Annotated in this window: 14 protein-coding genes; 9 read left to right on the top strand and 5 right to left on the bottom strand. The window is 74.4% G+C overall.

Annotation, left to right across the window (positions count from 1 at the left end; genetic code table 11):
- Window positions 1–127 precede the first annotated feature (127 nt).
- From IE260_RS08170 to IE260_RS08160, 3 genes are all read left to right on the top strand, one after another.
- On the top strand, window positions 128–700 hold the full coding sequence (locus IE260_RS08170) for a GlcG/HbpS family heme-binding protein (RefSeq protein ID WP_189869809.1): 573 nt from the start codon (window positions 128–130) through the stop codon (window positions 698–700).
- Window positions 701–872: 172 nt separating this feature from the next.
- On the top strand, window positions 873–1523 hold the full coding sequence (locus tag IE260_RS08165) for an ankyrin repeat domain-containing protein (RefSeq protein ID WP_189869808.1): 651 nt from the start codon (window positions 873–875) through the stop codon (window positions 1521–1523).
- Window positions 1520–2758 carry a YncE family protein gene (locus IE260_RS08160; RefSeq protein WP_229880536.1) on the top strand — a complete coding sequence of 413 codons (1239 nt, stop codon included), beginning with the start codon at window positions 1520–1522 and terminating at the stop codon, window positions 2756–2758. Before IE260_RS08165 ends, IE260_RS08160 begins: the two co-directional genes overlap by 4 nt.
- Here the strand turns inward: IE260_RS08160 and IE260_RS08155 are convergent.
- The 3 genes from IE260_RS08155 to IE260_RS08145 are packed head-to-tail and all read right to left on the bottom strand — an operon-like array spanning window position 2657 to window position 4559.
- Window positions 2657–3283, bottom strand: a complete 627-nt coding sequence (locus tag IE260_RS08155) for a YigZ family protein (protein ID WP_189869807.1) — start codon at window positions 3281–3283, stop codon at window positions 2657–2659. The two genes, IE260_RS08160 and IE260_RS08155, sit on opposite strands and share 102 nt — an antisense overlap.
- 17 nt (window positions 3284–3300) lie before the next feature.
- Window positions 3301–3837, bottom strand: a complete 537-nt coding sequence (locus IE260_RS08150) for a SixA phosphatase family protein (protein ID WP_189869806.1) — start codon at window positions 3835–3837, stop codon at window positions 3301–3303.
- The gene (locus IE260_RS08145) at window positions 3834–4559 is read right to left on the bottom strand and encodes a hypothetical protein (RefSeq protein ID WP_189869805.1); all 726 of its coding nucleotides are present in this window, start codon (window positions 4557–4559) and stop codon (window positions 3834–3836) included. The genes IE260_RS08150 and IE260_RS08145 overlap by 4 nt, the downstream gene beginning before the upstream one ends.
- Window positions 4560–4709: 150 nt before the next feature.
- On the opposite strand from IE260_RS08145, the gene IE260_RS08140 reads away from it, so the two are divergent.
- The 5 genes from IE260_RS08140 (at window position 4710) to IE260_RS08120 (ending at window position 10956) form a co-directional block, all read left to right on the top strand.
- Window positions 4710–5132, top strand: a complete 423-nt coding sequence (locus tag IE260_RS08140) for a CoA-binding protein (RefSeq protein WP_189869804.1) — start codon at window positions 4710–4712, stop codon at window positions 5130–5132.
- 57 nt (window positions 5133–5189) lie between these two features.
- Window positions 5190–5603, top strand: coding sequence for a hypothetical protein (locus tag IE260_RS08135; RefSeq protein WP_189869803.1), 414 nt, complete (start codon window positions 5190–5192; stop codon window positions 5601–5603).
- A gap of 956 nt (window positions 5604–6559) precedes the next feature.
- Window positions 6560–7075 carry a hypothetical protein gene (locus tag IE260_RS08130; RefSeq protein ID WP_189869802.1) on the top strand — a complete coding sequence of 172 codons (516 nt, stop codon included), beginning with the start codon at window positions 6560–6562 and terminating at the stop codon, window positions 7073–7075.
- Window positions 7076–7125: 50 nt separating this feature from the next.
- A complete protein-coding gene (locus tag IE260_RS08125) occupies window positions 7126–9258 on the top strand; it encodes an FG-GAP-like repeat-containing protein (protein WP_189869801.1) in 2133 nt (710 codons plus the stop codon).
- 474 nt (window positions 9259–9732) lie between these two features.
- A complete protein-coding gene (locus IE260_RS08120) occupies window positions 9733–10956 on the top strand; it encodes a 4-hydroxybenzoate 3-monooxygenase (RefSeq protein ID WP_189869800.1) in 1224 nt (407 codons plus the stop codon).
- A gap of 9 nt (window positions 10957–10965) precedes the next feature.
- Here IE260_RS08120 and IE260_RS08115 read toward each other — a convergent pair whose 3' ends face one another.
- A complete protein-coding gene (locus IE260_RS08115; protein WP_189869799.1) occupies window positions 10966–11325 on the bottom strand; it encodes an ArsR/SmtB family transcription factor in 360 nt (119 codons plus the stop codon).
- 69 nt (window positions 11326–11394) lie between these two features.
- Between IE260_RS08115 and IE260_RS08110 the strand changes: the two genes are divergently transcribed.
- Window positions 11395–12411: a cation diffusion facilitator family transporter gene (locus tag IE260_RS08110; RefSeq protein ID WP_189869798.1), complete on the top strand. Its 1017-nt coding sequence runs from the start codon at window positions 11395–11397 to the stop codon at window positions 12409–12411.
- Here the strand turns inward: IE260_RS08110 and IE260_RS08105 are convergent.
- Complete coding sequence (locus IE260_RS08105) at window positions 12408–12968, bottom strand: YbaK/EbsC family protein (protein WP_189869797.1); 561 nt, start codon at window positions 12966–12968, stop codon at window positions 12408–12410. The genes IE260_RS08110 and IE260_RS08105 overlap by 4 nt on opposite strands.
- Window positions 12969–12979 lie beyond the last annotated feature (11 nt).

Genomic DNA, 12979 nt, shown 5'->3' with positions numbered 1-12979 from the left:
GAGCCGGCGGGCGGAGGCTGGAGGCACAGCGCAAGAAGCGCTGCGTCGTCCACGGCCGGCGGGCACGGGCCCACGGGTCGCCCGTCCGGCGTCCGGGACGACGCGATACGACAGGGAGTTGCCTGCCATGCAGCACAGGGCCAAGAAGTTCTCCACCCGCGCCAAGGCCATCGCCTCGGCCGCGGCCGTCGCGGCGGTCGGCGCCGGGGTCGCCGGCGCGTTCTCGGCCTCCGCCGACACCACGTCCGCCGCCCCGGCGGCCGCCCCGATCGCGGTGGGGTCCGAGGCCACGACCACCAGCGCCCACCTCACTGCGGACGCGGCCACCCGGGCCGCCCGGGCCGCGCTGGACGCCGCCGAGCAGGAGGGGCAGCGGGTGACCGTGGCGGTGGTGGACCGCAACGGCAACACCGTCGTCACCCTGCGCGGCGACGGCGCCGGCCCGCAGTCCTACGAGTCGGCCGTGAGGAAGGCGTTCACCGCGGTCGCCTGGAACGCGCCCACCTCCGAGCTGGCCGAGCGCCTGGAGAACGCCCCGAACCTCAAGGACATCCCGGGCACGCTGTTCCTGGGCGGCGGCGCCCCGGTCGCCCACGACGACGCGCCGATCGCCGGCATCGGCGTCGCGGGCGCCCCCTCCGGCGACCTGGACGAGAAGTTCGCCCGGGCCGGCGTCGCGGCCCTCGGCGACGGCCGCTGACAGCACCGCCGAGCGCCCCGGAGTGAGCACATCCCTGCCCGGACGGGCCGCTCGGGCACCGGCGGCGTGCGGGCGGCCCCGTCCCGCCCGCCGCCGCCACCGGCCGCTCCGGTCCTGGAGCGCGCGCCTCGGTGCGGCCCTGCTGCCCGTCACCCTGCGAAGGAAAGTCGTCATGTCCGAAAAGTCACCTTCCCCGAACGATCTCGCCCTGCTGACCGCCGCTCGTCGCGGTGACGTCGACGCCGCGCGCGAAGCGCTGGCCGCGGGCGCCGACCCGGAGGCTCGCGACGCCGACGGCCGCACGCCGGTCCTGCGGGCCGCCCTGGCAGGTCAGGTGGCGGTGGCCGAACTGCTGGTCGCCGCGGGCGCCGACGTGAACGCGCAGGACCCCCGCGAGGACAGCGCGTGGCTGGTCACCGGCGTCACGGGCAGCGTGGCGATGATGCGGGCCCTGCTGCCCGGCGGTCCGGACGTGACGCTGACCAACCGCTTCGGCGGTGTCTCCGTGATCCCGGCCGCCGAACGCGGGCACGTGGCGTACGTGCGCGCCGTGCTCGCCGAGACGGACATGGACGTCGACCACGTCAACCGGCTGGGCTGGACGGCGCTCCTGGAGGCAGTGCTCCTCGGCGACGGCACCCGTCCGTACCAGGAGGTGGTGGAGGCCCTGCTCTCGGCGGGCGCCGACCCGCTGCTGCCGGACGGCGACGGCGTCACGGCCCGCACCCATGCCGAGCGCATCGGCTTCCGTGAGACGGCGGACCTGCTGCGGAAGGCCGAAGCACGGGTGACCGGCCTCCGCGGGAAGGGCCGGCAGCGATGATCAGGCACACCGCCACGGGCGCGCTCGCCGCACTGGCCGCCGCGGCGATGCTCGCCGGGTGCACGCCCAGCGGCGGGCAGGACGCACCACCCGCGTCGGCACCACCGGCATCCGCACCCTCGGGACCCGCCCCGGCGCGCACGCCCGAAGGCACCCTGCTGGTCACCGACTTCGAGGCGGACACGGTCACATTCGTCGACCCCTCCCGGCGGGGCGCGGCCGCCGACCTGGGCTCGGTGCGGGTCGGCACCGCGCCGTACGGGATCGCGCTCGGCGACGACGGCACGGCGTGGGTGGCGACCGCGGAGGGCGTCGCCGCCGTGGACACCCGCACCCGCGAGCGCACCGCGCTGATCCCGTACACGACGGACACGGGCCCGGTGACGACCGGCGAGTACCGCGGCGGCGGCATGGGCATCGCGCTCTCCCCGGACGGCCGGCAGGTCTACGTCGGCGTGAACGTCCCCGGCCGCCCCGGCACGCTGGAGGTCATCGACACCGGGCGGCGGAAGGTGACCGGGACCGTGCCGGTCGGCCGCCGCCCCTTCGACGTCGACGTCTCCCGCGACGGCCGCCACGTCTACGCCACGAACCACGACTCCTTCGACGTCACCGTCGTCGACACCGGCGACCGGACGGCCCGCCGCATCGAGGTCGCCCCGTACGGCACCGAAGGCGGCCTCGGTTCCTGGCTCAAGCCGCACTACACCGCCGTACGCCCCTCCGACGGCGCCCTGCTGCTCCCGTTCGAGGGCGAGCGCCTCGCGGTGGTCGACCCCGGCACCGGCCGGGTCCGCATCGAGCGCATGACCGCCAACACCCACCAGCACGGGGTGACGACGGGCGAGGACGGCACCCTCTTCGCGGTCGGTACCGGCCCGATCGACCCGTCGGAGGACGACGGCCCGTCCCTGACCGTCCGCACCCCCGACGGCCGCGAACGCGTCGTCCCCCTCGACGGCCCCCACGAGGACGTCGCCCTGTCGGCCGACGGCGCCACCGCCTACGTGTCCGGCGGGTTCACCCGCGACGGCTACTGGAACGGCCTGAGCATCGTCGACGTGGCCACGGGCGAGGTGACGCGCCTCCCGGTCGGGCGGCGCCCGCTCGGCATCGCGGTCCTCCAGGCCCGGTCAGGCGTCCCCGTACGCCTCTCCGCCCAGCTCGAGACCGGCCGTGCCGGCGGTGGCGTCGGCGAGCCACGCCCGGAAGGCGTCCACGTCGGCGTCCGGTAGGCCGATCTCGATGGTGACGGCCTCGGCGTACCGCACGTCGCGCACCGTGCGCCCGGTCGCGCGCAGGTCGTTCTGGAGCTTGCCGGCCCGCTGGTGGTCGACCGTCACCGTGGCCAGGCGGAACCGGCGGCGGGTGAGCGTACCGAGGGTGTCCAGTGCCTCGCCGACCGCTCCGCCGTAGGCGCGGATGAGTCCGCCGGCGCCGAGCTTGACGCCGCCGTAGTACCGCGTGACGACGGCGACCACGTACCGCATGTCGCGGCGCAGCAGCATCTGGAGCATGGGGACGCCGGCCGTGCCGCCGGGCTCGCCGTCGTCGCTGGCCTTCTGGACCGCGGCGTCGGCGCCGATGACGTACGCCCAGCAGTTGTGGGTGGCGTCGGCGTGCTCCTTGCGCACGGCCGCGATGAACTCCTGGGCCTCCTCCTCGGTGGCCGCCGGGGCGAGGGCGCACAGGAAGCGCGAGCGGTTGATCTCGGTTTCGTGCACGCCCGCGCGGGCGACCGTGCGGTACTCGTCCTGCATCCCGCCAGCCTATGCGCTCACCGTTTCGCGCCCCTCGGCACCGTCATCGCCGTCAGCAGCGCCGTGCCCGGGGCGAGCGCCCGCCAGGCGGTGCCGTGCCAGGCCAGGACGGCGATCGCCGAGGTGGGGAACTTCGCCCGGACCCGGTCCAGCGCGTCGTCCAGGTCGTCCTCGGCCAGGGTCAGGACCAGTTCCTCGAGACCGGGGTTGTGCCCGATCAGCAGCAGCGTCTCCACCTCGGCCGGCACCTCGCGCACGACCGTCAGCAGTTCGGGTACGCCGGCGGCGTACAGCCGCCCGTCGTGACGCACCGGCGGCGGGGTGCCCCACTGGGCGGAGGCCAGCTCCCAGGTCTGGCGGGCGCGCACGGCGGTGGAGCACAGGGCGAGGTCCGGCAGGCAGTCGGCCTCGGCCAGGGCCCGCCCGGCGGCGGGGGCGTCGCGCCGGCCGCGCCCGGCGAGAGGACGGTCGTGGTCGGCGACACCGGCGGGGCGGGCCGACTTGGCGTGCCGCAGGACGACGAGGCGGCGCAGCTGGCCGGGGCGCGCGCTCACGCCGGGGAGCCCAGGTCGCGGGTGAGGTCGAGACCGAGGAGCCGGTCGGCGTAGGCGTGGATCTCGAACCGGGCGCCGTCGGGGAGGTCCGGATCGGTCTCCACCTGGCCCAGCACCCGGAGGACCCCGGGGGTGTCCAGGTCGTCCTCCCAGGCGGTCCGGAGCCGGTCGCGCACCTCGTCGGGGACGGGGCGCGAGGGCTGCCGCGCCCAGGCGGCGACCGCGCGGCGCCGGCCCAGCAGCGCGGCGTGGGCGTCGTCCAGCACGGCCGTGTCGAGCCGCAGGCGCGCGTCCCGTCGCCGCCGGAGCAGGGCGAGGCGCAGGGCGTAGGGGTCGGCGGAGTGCGTGACGCCCGGTTCCGCCTGCTCGACGGGCGCGACGGCGACCGTCGCCCTGTCCGCGGCCGCGCCGCCCTCGCGCACGACACGGATGGTCTGCGCCGCGCCCGGTCCGGGGCCGGCGTCCCGGCCACGCTCGAAGGGCCGCACGCCGAGGGCCGCGGCGTCCGCGCGCAGCTCCGCCTGTTCCTCCTCGTCGGCCAGCAGCGCCCAGACGGGTGTGCCGCCTAGTTCCAGGGCACGGACGAGGACGTCGGCGACGAGCAGCACCCGCAGGCCGGTGGCGTCGCGGTCCTGCGCGTACGCCTCCACGCGGGTGGGGACTCGGGGGGCGGGGGCGGCGGGGACCGGCTCGCCGGTCCGGGCGTCGATGATGCGCAGCACGGGGTGAGCGTAGGCGGGTCCCGGTCCCGGCGCACAGGGAGCGCGCGTTCGGCGTCCGCGTCCTGGGGGAATCACCGCCTGCCGTCGTCCGTTGTGGCAGACGCAGGTCCGCAGACGCAGACCCGTCCAGGAGTCCAAGGAGGCCGCCGGATGTACGGCGACGACGCAACCGTTCGCAGGATCCTCAACGAGCTGGGCGACACCTGGGCCGTGGTGGGCCTGTCGTCCAACCGGCGGCGCGCGGCGTACGGCGTCGCCGAGGTGCTCCAGCGCTTCGGCAAGCGGATCGTGCCGGTGCACCCCAAGGCCGAGACCGTGCACGGCGAGCCGGGGTACGCCTCCGTCGCGGACATCCCCTTCGACGTGGACGTCGTCGACGTCTTCGTCAACAGCGACCTGGCCGGTCAGGTCGCCGACGAGGCGGTCGCGAAGGGCGCCGGGGCCGTGTGGTTCCAGCTCGGCGTCGTCGACGAGGCCGCCTACGGCCGGACCCGTGCCGCGGGCCTGGAGATGGTGATGGACCGGTGCCCGGCCATCGAGATCCCGCGGCTCCGGCTTCGTCGGCCGGAGTGAGCCGACGGGCCGTCAGCAGCCGGCGTTGACGTCGTCGGCGCCCTCGCGGACGCCGGGGTGGGGGCGGCGTCCGCGATGCTCGTGGTCGTCCCGTGGAGCCTGCTGCGCGAGGCGACGGACCTGCGGACCGAGCGCGCCGCGGTGGTCCGAAGCCGTCACCGGGTCGTCGCCGACGGGAACACCACCGCTCCGGTGACGACCGCGAAGGCCCCGGCCATCGTGTGCCGCCGGGCCCGGCGCAGCGCCCCGCGCACCTGCCAGGCGGGCGCCGGTTCCAGCAGTGCCCGGCGGCGCCGCAGGGCCTTGGTCGGCGTTGGCACGGGCCACGGCACCGGGGCCCCGGCGCAGGGTCAGGTGGGCGGCGGCCTGCGGCTGTGCGCCCATCTGCCGGCTGCGGCGCTGCTGGAGGCCTGCCGGGCGGTGGCCCCGGTCCGGCTGGACGGGCGCGCGGCGCCGGCCCGGCTGACGTAACCGGGCGCATCTGCGGCCGCTGTGGGCGCCGGGTGCCCGCCGAGCCCGCCGATCCGTCCCGTGCGGCGGCGCTCGCCCGGGACGCGGCACGCGCCCTGACGGCCGTGGACCCGGGGGGCCACGGACCCCGGCCCGGGCGCCCAGGCGCACCGCCGGCTCAAGCCCCCCGCAGTGCTCGCGGCGGGCCAGGGGGAGGGGCCGGTCCGGCCAGCCGCCAGGCGCGGGCCGCGGCGGCGGAGCGCTGGGCCTCGGCGGCCCTGCCGCTGACCCAGGTGCACGAGCCGCCGCTCCCGCTTCCCGGCTCCCTCACCCTGCGCGTCCACTGCCCGCACCACCCGGTGCCGCCCGACGGGCCGGACACCTGGGTCCTGGCCCCCGAGCCCGAACCGGACGAGCTGCGCAGGCTGCTGACCGCGAACCTCGGCAGGCTCCGGGAACCAGAGGCGGTCGACCGTCGCTCCGAGAGGTCTGGCGACGGCTGCCGGCGTCGGTCCCGGCGACGCGTCTGCACATGCCGCGACGGCCGTCACGACCGGCCCCCCTCACGGGTCAGGAAGTACGTGAGGGACACGGAGCGGTCTCCGCGTCCGAGGGGGTGGTTGAATGCCCCGGGGACAAGGGAGTTGGGGGCGAATGATCGGGACCATGTTCCGCAGCGAGGACCTGCCTGCGGAAGGACCACTGGCGGGAACCGCTCGACCCCTGTCGTTCGCGGCAGAGCCCGCGATCGCCGCCCTCCTCACCCGGTCCGGCACCGGACTGCGCCGTAAGGCGGGCGTGGCGGTCGCGGGGCCCGGGAGAACGACGATGCGCCGTCCTGGCGCCTCGCGTTGTGATGGGCCGTAGTGGCCGGCATGCCGTGCACAGACGGCCGCGAGCAGGTCTTCCATGCCGTCATCCACAAGGCAGCCGGGCCGGCACTTCTCATTTTCGTCGATACTCAAGGAGTAGTTGGTATGCGCCCTAAGCGAATCGTCGGGACCGCACTGGCCGCGGCGGCCGCCGGTGCCCTGGCATGGCTGGCGGTGCCGGGCGGCGCACCTGCCGCCGAGCGCGCCGCGTCCGAGCCGCTCACGTCCGTCGCCGACGAGGCTCCCGGCTATGCCGTGGAGGACTTCAACTACCCGCAGGCCGACAAGATCCTCGCGGAACAGGGCATCGTGCTGAAGCGCGGCGACGGCCGCATCGTGCTCGCCGACTGCGCGAGCGGCACCGACCTGCTGAGGGTCATGGCCCGCCGGAACGCGGAGACGATCTGCTTCAGAACCACCGGGAACTCCGGCTGGCTGACCCTGGAGATCCCCGCCGTGTACGTCATCCGCGGCAATGACTACAACACCGAGGTCGACATGACGGTCGGCTCCGAGGAGAAGACCTACTCCATCGAGAAGAACACCTGGACCGCGGTGGGCGAGAGCGCGGACGAACAGGGACGCGAGCACATGCTGGTGGAGATCAGGACGGCCAAGTAGCCGTGCCCTCCCCCATGTCGAACATCTTCCACAGGAATGAACACCACTTGATGTCTGCACACCGCTCACGCGCGGCAGTGGCCGCGTACCTCATAGCCGCGTCCGTGGCAGCCGCCGGAGTTCCCGCGTCGGCCCATGCCACCACCGGGACCGCCGTCTCGGACTCCTCGTACGCGTTCACGGCGCGACTGGAGATAGGCGACGGGGAGGACACTCTGCGGGCCTGCTCCGGTGCCCTGGTCGACACCCAGTGGGTGCTGACCGCCGCCTCCTGCTTCACCGGCGGGCTCAAGGAGCTCGCTCCGGGCAAGCCGGCCGAGAAGACCGTCGCCACGATCGGCCGTGCCGATCTGACGGGCACCGACGGCCATGTCAGCGAGATCATCGACCTCGTGCCCCGGCCGGGCCGTGACCTGGTCATGGCGCGCCTGGCCACACCGGCCACCGGCATCACGCCGGTCAAGGTGTCCGCCACCGCCGCGGCTCAGGGCGACACGCTCACGGCCGCCGGGTACGGCCGTACGAAGACCGAGTGGGCGCCCACCCGACTGCACACGGCCTCCTTCACGGTCGGCTCCGTCGGCGGGTCGGAGGTGAACGTCGCCGGCAAGACCGCGGATGACGCGATCTGCAAGGGCGACGCAGGGGGACCGCTGCTGCGCGTCAGCAACGGCATTCCGGAGCTCGTGGGTATCAGCAGCCGCTCCTGGCAGGGGGGTTGTTTCGGGAGCGACCCGGCGGAGACCCGGACCGACGCGATCGCCGCCAGAGCCGACGGCGTCGTGCCCGGTTCCCGGCTCGCCGCGGGTCAGCAGCTGACGTCCGGCGACAGCCTGGTCTCGTCCGGGGCCCGCGCGACCATGCAGACGGACGGCAACCTCGTCGTCACGTCCCCGGCCGGCCAGACGCTGTGGTCCACCGGCACCGCCGGCAACCCCGGGGCGACCGCCACGTTCGACGCCGGCGGCAACCTGGTCGTGCGCGACGCCGGGGGCACCGCGACCCTGTGGGAGTCCAAGACCGCCGCCGTGGGTGGTTCCGTCGTGCTGCAGGCCGGTGGAGACCTGGTCGTCCGCGACGCCCAGGGTGTCTCCCAGTGGTCCAGCAACAGCGCGCCGCGCCACGACTACAACGGCGACGGCCGCAGCGACATGGGCGCCTGGTACGACTTCACGGCCGGCACCGACGCGACCTACACGTTCTTCGGCAAGGAGGACGGCTCCATCAGCAGTTGGCTGAAGTCGTTCGCCTCTCCCGTCGGCGGCTGGGAGGCCAAGAACCACAAGCTGGTCACCGGTGATTTCAACGGTGACGGCCGCGGTGACATCGCCGCCGTGTACGGCTACAGCGACACCAGCGTCAAGATCTGGCTGTTCGCGGGCAAGCCCGACGGTGGTTTCAGCAACCCCGTCCAGGCCTGGAGCGCCGCGGCCGGCAGCTTCCACATCACCTACATGACGCCGCAGGCCGGAGACTTCAACGGCGACGGCCGCGACGACATCGCCGTCTGGTACGCCTATGCGGACGGGACCACCAAGCTGTGGACCTTCACCTCCACCGCCCAGGGCACCTTCAACGCTCCGTCCAGTTCCTGGTCCGCCCCCAGCGGTACCTGGGCGCGCACACGCGCGAAGTTCGTCACCGGTGACTTCACCGGTGACGGGCGCGACGACCTGAGCGTCTTCTACGGCCAGGGTGACGACACCGTCAAGACGTACGTCTTCCCCGCCCAGGCGAATGGCGGCTTCGCGGCACCGACCGTGTGGTGGCAGAGCCTGTCACTGGACTGGAGCCGTACCTATCCGCACTCGGGTGACTTCAACGGTGACGGCCGTGACGACGCAGCCGTCTGGTACGACTACGCGGATGGCAGTGACAAGGTCTCCACCATCCTGTCGGAGAACGTCGCGGGGACGGATCGGTTCGGCTCCGCCAGGGTCACCCTCAGCAGCGCCGCCGGCAACCTGGACGTCAAGCGCTTCCAGTTGGTCGTGGGCGACTACAACGGCGACGGCCGCGACGACCTGGCCATCATGAACCACCAGGCCGACCAGGCCGTGAAGATGTGGACCTGGACCGCCCGCCCCGACGCCGTGTTCAACAGCGCCGTGGCCGGCTTCACCGCCCCGGCGACCAGCTGGCTGTACGCCTCCACCACCTTCGTCAACACGTACAGGAACTGATCCGGCCCGTGGCACCCGACGGCCGGGGACGGCACGTGAGACACCGCGTCCCGTCCTCGGCCGACGGGCAGCGGCGTCGACACCGGGTGTCCCCGACGTCGCATCGTCCGCCTGCAGGGCGCGTCGCGCGGTGACCGGTGCGTGCTCTGGGGGGTCGGGGCCTGGTCCCGGTCCGCTCCAGCAGGGCTTAGAGCGCGTCCGGCCGGAGGGTGTCGGCCGGCGCCTCCACGCCCTGGTCGCAGCGGAAGGAGCAGCCGGGCCGCGCCGTCGGCGCACCTTGGAGGCGCCTGTGCCGCCCTCGCGCAGCCGGCACCGGAGGGGCACAGGGTGCACTGGAGACCGCCGTCGACGGGGCGGTGGAGCTTCGCCGGCGCCCATTCGCCCACCACGTCACCCCGCTCTGCGCGCCGCACCCGCCTCGGAACCCCGCCGTACCCGTTCCCGGGGCACTCGGGGCGTCGACATAATGTTCGGGTGACCCCCACGGACTCCCCCCTCAACTCCCCTGCCGCGCAACGTTTTCCGGTCGTCGTCGTGGGCGCCGGACCCGCCGGTCTCACCGTCGGGAGCGTCCTGCGCGCCGCGGGCGTGGACTGTCTGGTCCTGGAGACCGAGAGCCGCTCCTTCATCGAGCACCGGCCGCGTGCGGGGGTGATCGAGGAGTGGGCCGTACGGGGGCTGGAACGGCGCGGGCTGGCGCGGAACCTGCTGGAGCGGGCGCAGGTGCACGGCGAGTGCGAGTTCCGGTTCGGCGGGGAGCGGTACCGGTTCCGGTACGCGGAGCTGTCGGGCCGTCACCATTTCGTCTATCCCCAGCAGTTCCTGGTCGCGGACCTGGTGCACGAGTACGCGGACGTACGGGGCGGAGAGATCCGGTTCGGGGTGCGGGACGTGCGTCTGCACGGTCTGGAATCCGGCCGGCCGTCGGTGTCGTACATCTGCGCGGAGTCGGGTGAACGGCGCCTGGTGGAGTGCGACTTCGTCGCGGGCTGCGACGGTGCGCGGGGGGTGACGCGTGCCGCGATGCCGCCGCAGCGGGTCCGGGTCGCCCGGTACGACTACGGCGTCGGCTGGCTGGCGTTGCTCGCCGAGGCGCCGCCGTCCAGCGACTGCGTGGTGTTCGGCATGCATCGGCGCGGTTTCGCCGGGCACATGCAGCGCAGCCCCGAGGTGACCCGCTACTACCTCCAGTGCCCGCCGGGGGACGACCCGGGGAACTGGCCGCACGAGCGGGTCTGGGCGGAGCTGCGGGAACGGCTCGGGGCGGCCGGCGCACCGCCGCTCACGGAAGGGCGGCTGATCGAGAGGCGCGTCCTCGACATGCACAACTACGTCGTCGAACCCATGGCGTTCGGGCGGCTGTTCCTGGCCGGCGACGCCGCCCACCTCACCGCGCCCATCGCGGCGAAGGGCATGAACCTCGCCCTGCACGACGCCTTCCTGCTCGGCGACGGGCTGGTCGCGCGGCTGACGAAGGGCGACGACAGCGCGCTGGCCGGCTACTCGGCGACGTGTCTGGCCCGGGTCTGGGACTACCAGGAGTTCTCCCAGTGGCTGTCGGAGGTGTACCACGGCACGGCGGCCGGCGACCCGTACCGTGCGGGCACCGCGCTGGCCCGGCTGCGCCGGCTGTTCGACTCCCCCGTCGCGGCGGCGGCGTTCGCCGAGCAGTACATCGGCACGCGGACCACTGGCTGAGACACCGTCTCAGTCGTGGAGCGGCCGGTCGCCGAGCCGGTGGTCCGCCACGTTCAGCGCCTCGTCCAGGAGGCGGCGCAGGTGGCCGTCGCGCAGCGAGTAGACGACCCGGCGGCCCTCCTTCCGGGTGTCCACGAGGCCGGCCAGCCGCAGTCTCGCCAGATGCTGGCTGACGGCGGGTCGGGCGGCTCCGCATGCCTCGGTGAGGGTCGTGACGTCGGCCTCGCCGCCGGTCAGGGCGTGCAGCAGGGTGAGGCGGGTTCGGTCGCCGAGCAGGGCGAGGACTTCGGCGGCGAGCGCGAACTGCTCCTCGCCCGGCGTGCGCGGATGCGCATCGTGCGCAGGTGACAGGTGCATGCGTGCGCTCATACGCACATAATGACGCCATGGGCGCCGACGCGTCCACCCTGAGGACCGGAACAACGGAAGGGGAACCCCGTGAGCGACCCCCGGCACCGGCACCACCACCGTTCGGACCCGCGGCACCGCCTCGCCCATCTCCTCACCCCCCACTCCCACGAGAGCGCCGCCAGGCTGGACCGCGCCCTGGAGTCCTCGGCCCGCGGAATGCGCACCCTGTGGGTGTCGCTGGCGGTCCTCGGCGCGACGGCGCTGGCGCAGGCGGCCGTCGTGCTGGCCTCCGGTTCGGTGGCGCTGCTCGGCGACACGGTGCACAACGCCGCGGACGCGCTGACCGCCGTACCCCTGGGCATCGCCTTCGTGCTCGGCCGGCGCGCGGCCACCCGCCGGTTCACCTACGGCTACGGACGCGCCGAGGACCTGGCAGGCATCGTGATCGTCCTGACGATCGCCGCGTCCGCGGCCTTCGCGGCGTGGACGGCGGTCGACCGGCTGCTCGACCCGCGCCCGGTCGCGCACGTCCCGGCGGTCGCCGTGGCGGCCCTGGTCGGTTTCGCCGGCAACGAGTGGGTGGCCCGTTACCGGATCCGCACCGGCCGCGCGATCGGCTCGGCCGCGCTGGTCGCCGACGGGCTGCACGCCCGCACGGACGGCTTCACCTCACTGGCCGTGCTGCTCGGTGCCGGGGGCTCGGCACTGGGATGGCAGCTCGCCGACCCGCTGGTGGGCCTGGCGATCACGGCGGCGATCGTCCTCGTGCTGCGGGACGCGGCGCGCGAGGTGTTCCGCCGGGTCATGGACGCCGTCGACCCGGCGCTGGTGGACCGGGCCGAGCGGGTGCTGGCCGAGGTGCCGGGCGTGCGCGGGGTGGGTGAGCTGCGGCTGCGCTGGATCGGGCACCGGCTGCGTGCCGAGGTCGCCCTCGTCGTGGACGGCGAGACGACGGTCCGTCAGGCCCACCGCGTCGCCGTCGCCGCCGAACACGCCCTGCTGCACGCCGTGCCGCGGCTCACCGCGGCCCTGGTCCACGCCGACCCGGAGCCGGCCCCCGGCGAGCCGGACCCGCATCTGGCACTGGCCCACCACCTGTCCTAGACCGCCACCCCGAGCCCCTCCAGGACCACCGCGCCCGGCAGTTCCGCGAACGCCTTGCCCGGCACCAGCAGCTTGCCGCGCCGGCGTCCGCTGCCGACGAGGACGTACGGCAGGTCGACGACGGCCGAGTCGACCAGGACCGGCCAGTCCTCGGGCAGGCCGACGGGGGTGATCCCGCCGTACTCCATGCCGGTCGCGCCCGTGGCCGTGTCCATCGGGGCGAACGACGCCTTGCGGGCGCCGAGGTGGCGGCGGACGACCCCGTTGACGTCGACGCGGGTGGTGGAGAGCACCACGCACGCCGCGAGCGTGGTCTCGCCGCCCCGCTTGCCCGTGACCACGACGCAGTTCGCGGACTGCTCGAGCAGCTCACGGCCGTAGTGCTCGACGAACACGGCGGTGTCGGCCCGCTGCGGGTCGGTGTCGACGTAGACGATCTGGTCGGCGGGGACGCTGCCGCGCCAGTGGCGTACGGCGTCGGCGACCGGACGGGTCAGCTCGTCGAGGCAGTCGGGGGCGGGCGTCGCGCTGTCGAACTCTCCGATGGGTGCGTGCATGACCGCACGCT

Origin of the sequence: Streptomyces viridiviolaceus, assembly GCF_014650995.1 — a bacterium.
Taxonomy (GTDB): Bacteria; Actinomycetota; Actinomycetes; order Streptomycetales; family Streptomycetaceae; genus Streptomyces; species Streptomyces viridiviolaceus.
The sequence above is the reverse complement of the archived record's forward strand: the minus strand, read 5'-3'. Positions and strand labels throughout refer to the sequence as shown.

What these genes read in the sequence shown, in the direction of transcription:
- IE260_RS08155 (WP_189869807.1), bottom strand. Translation starts at nt 3,283, where the DNA reads ATGCAGGACGAGTACCGCACGGTCGCCCGCGCGGGCGTGCACGAAACC.
- IE260_RS08115 (WP_189869799.1), bottom strand. Translation starts at nt 11,325, where the DNA reads ATGAGCGCACGCATGCACCTGTCACCTGCGCACGATGCGCATCCGCGC.
- IE260_RS08105 (WP_189869797.1), bottom strand. Translation starts at nt 12,968, where the DNA reads ATGCACGCACCCATCGGAGAGTTCGACAGCGCGACGCCCGCCCCCGAC.
- IE260_RS08140 (WP_189869804.1), top strand. Translation starts at nt 4,710, where the DNA reads ATGTACGGCGACGACGCAACCGTTCGCAGGATCCTCAACGAGCTGGGC.
- IE260_RS08170 (WP_189869809.1), top strand. Translation starts at nt 128, where the DNA reads ATGCAGCACAGGGCCAAGAAGTTCTCCACCCGCGCCAAGGCCATCGCC.
- IE260_RS08160 (WP_229880536.1), top strand. Translation starts at nt 1,520, where the DNA reads ATGATCAGGCACACCGCCACGGGCGCGCTCGCCGCACTGGCCGCCGCG.
- IE260_RS08130 (WP_189869802.1), top strand. Translation starts at nt 6,560, where the DNA reads ATGCGCCCTAAGCGAATCGTCGGGACCGCACTGGCCGCGGCGGCCGCC.
- IE260_RS08165 (WP_189869808.1), top strand. Translation starts at nt 873, where the DNA reads ATGTCCGAAAAGTCACCTTCCCCGAACGATCTCGCCCTGCTGACCGCC.
- IE260_RS08125 (WP_189869801.1), top strand. Translation starts at nt 7,126, where the DNA reads ATGTCTGCACACCGCTCACGCGCGGCAGTGGCCGCGTACCTCATAGCC.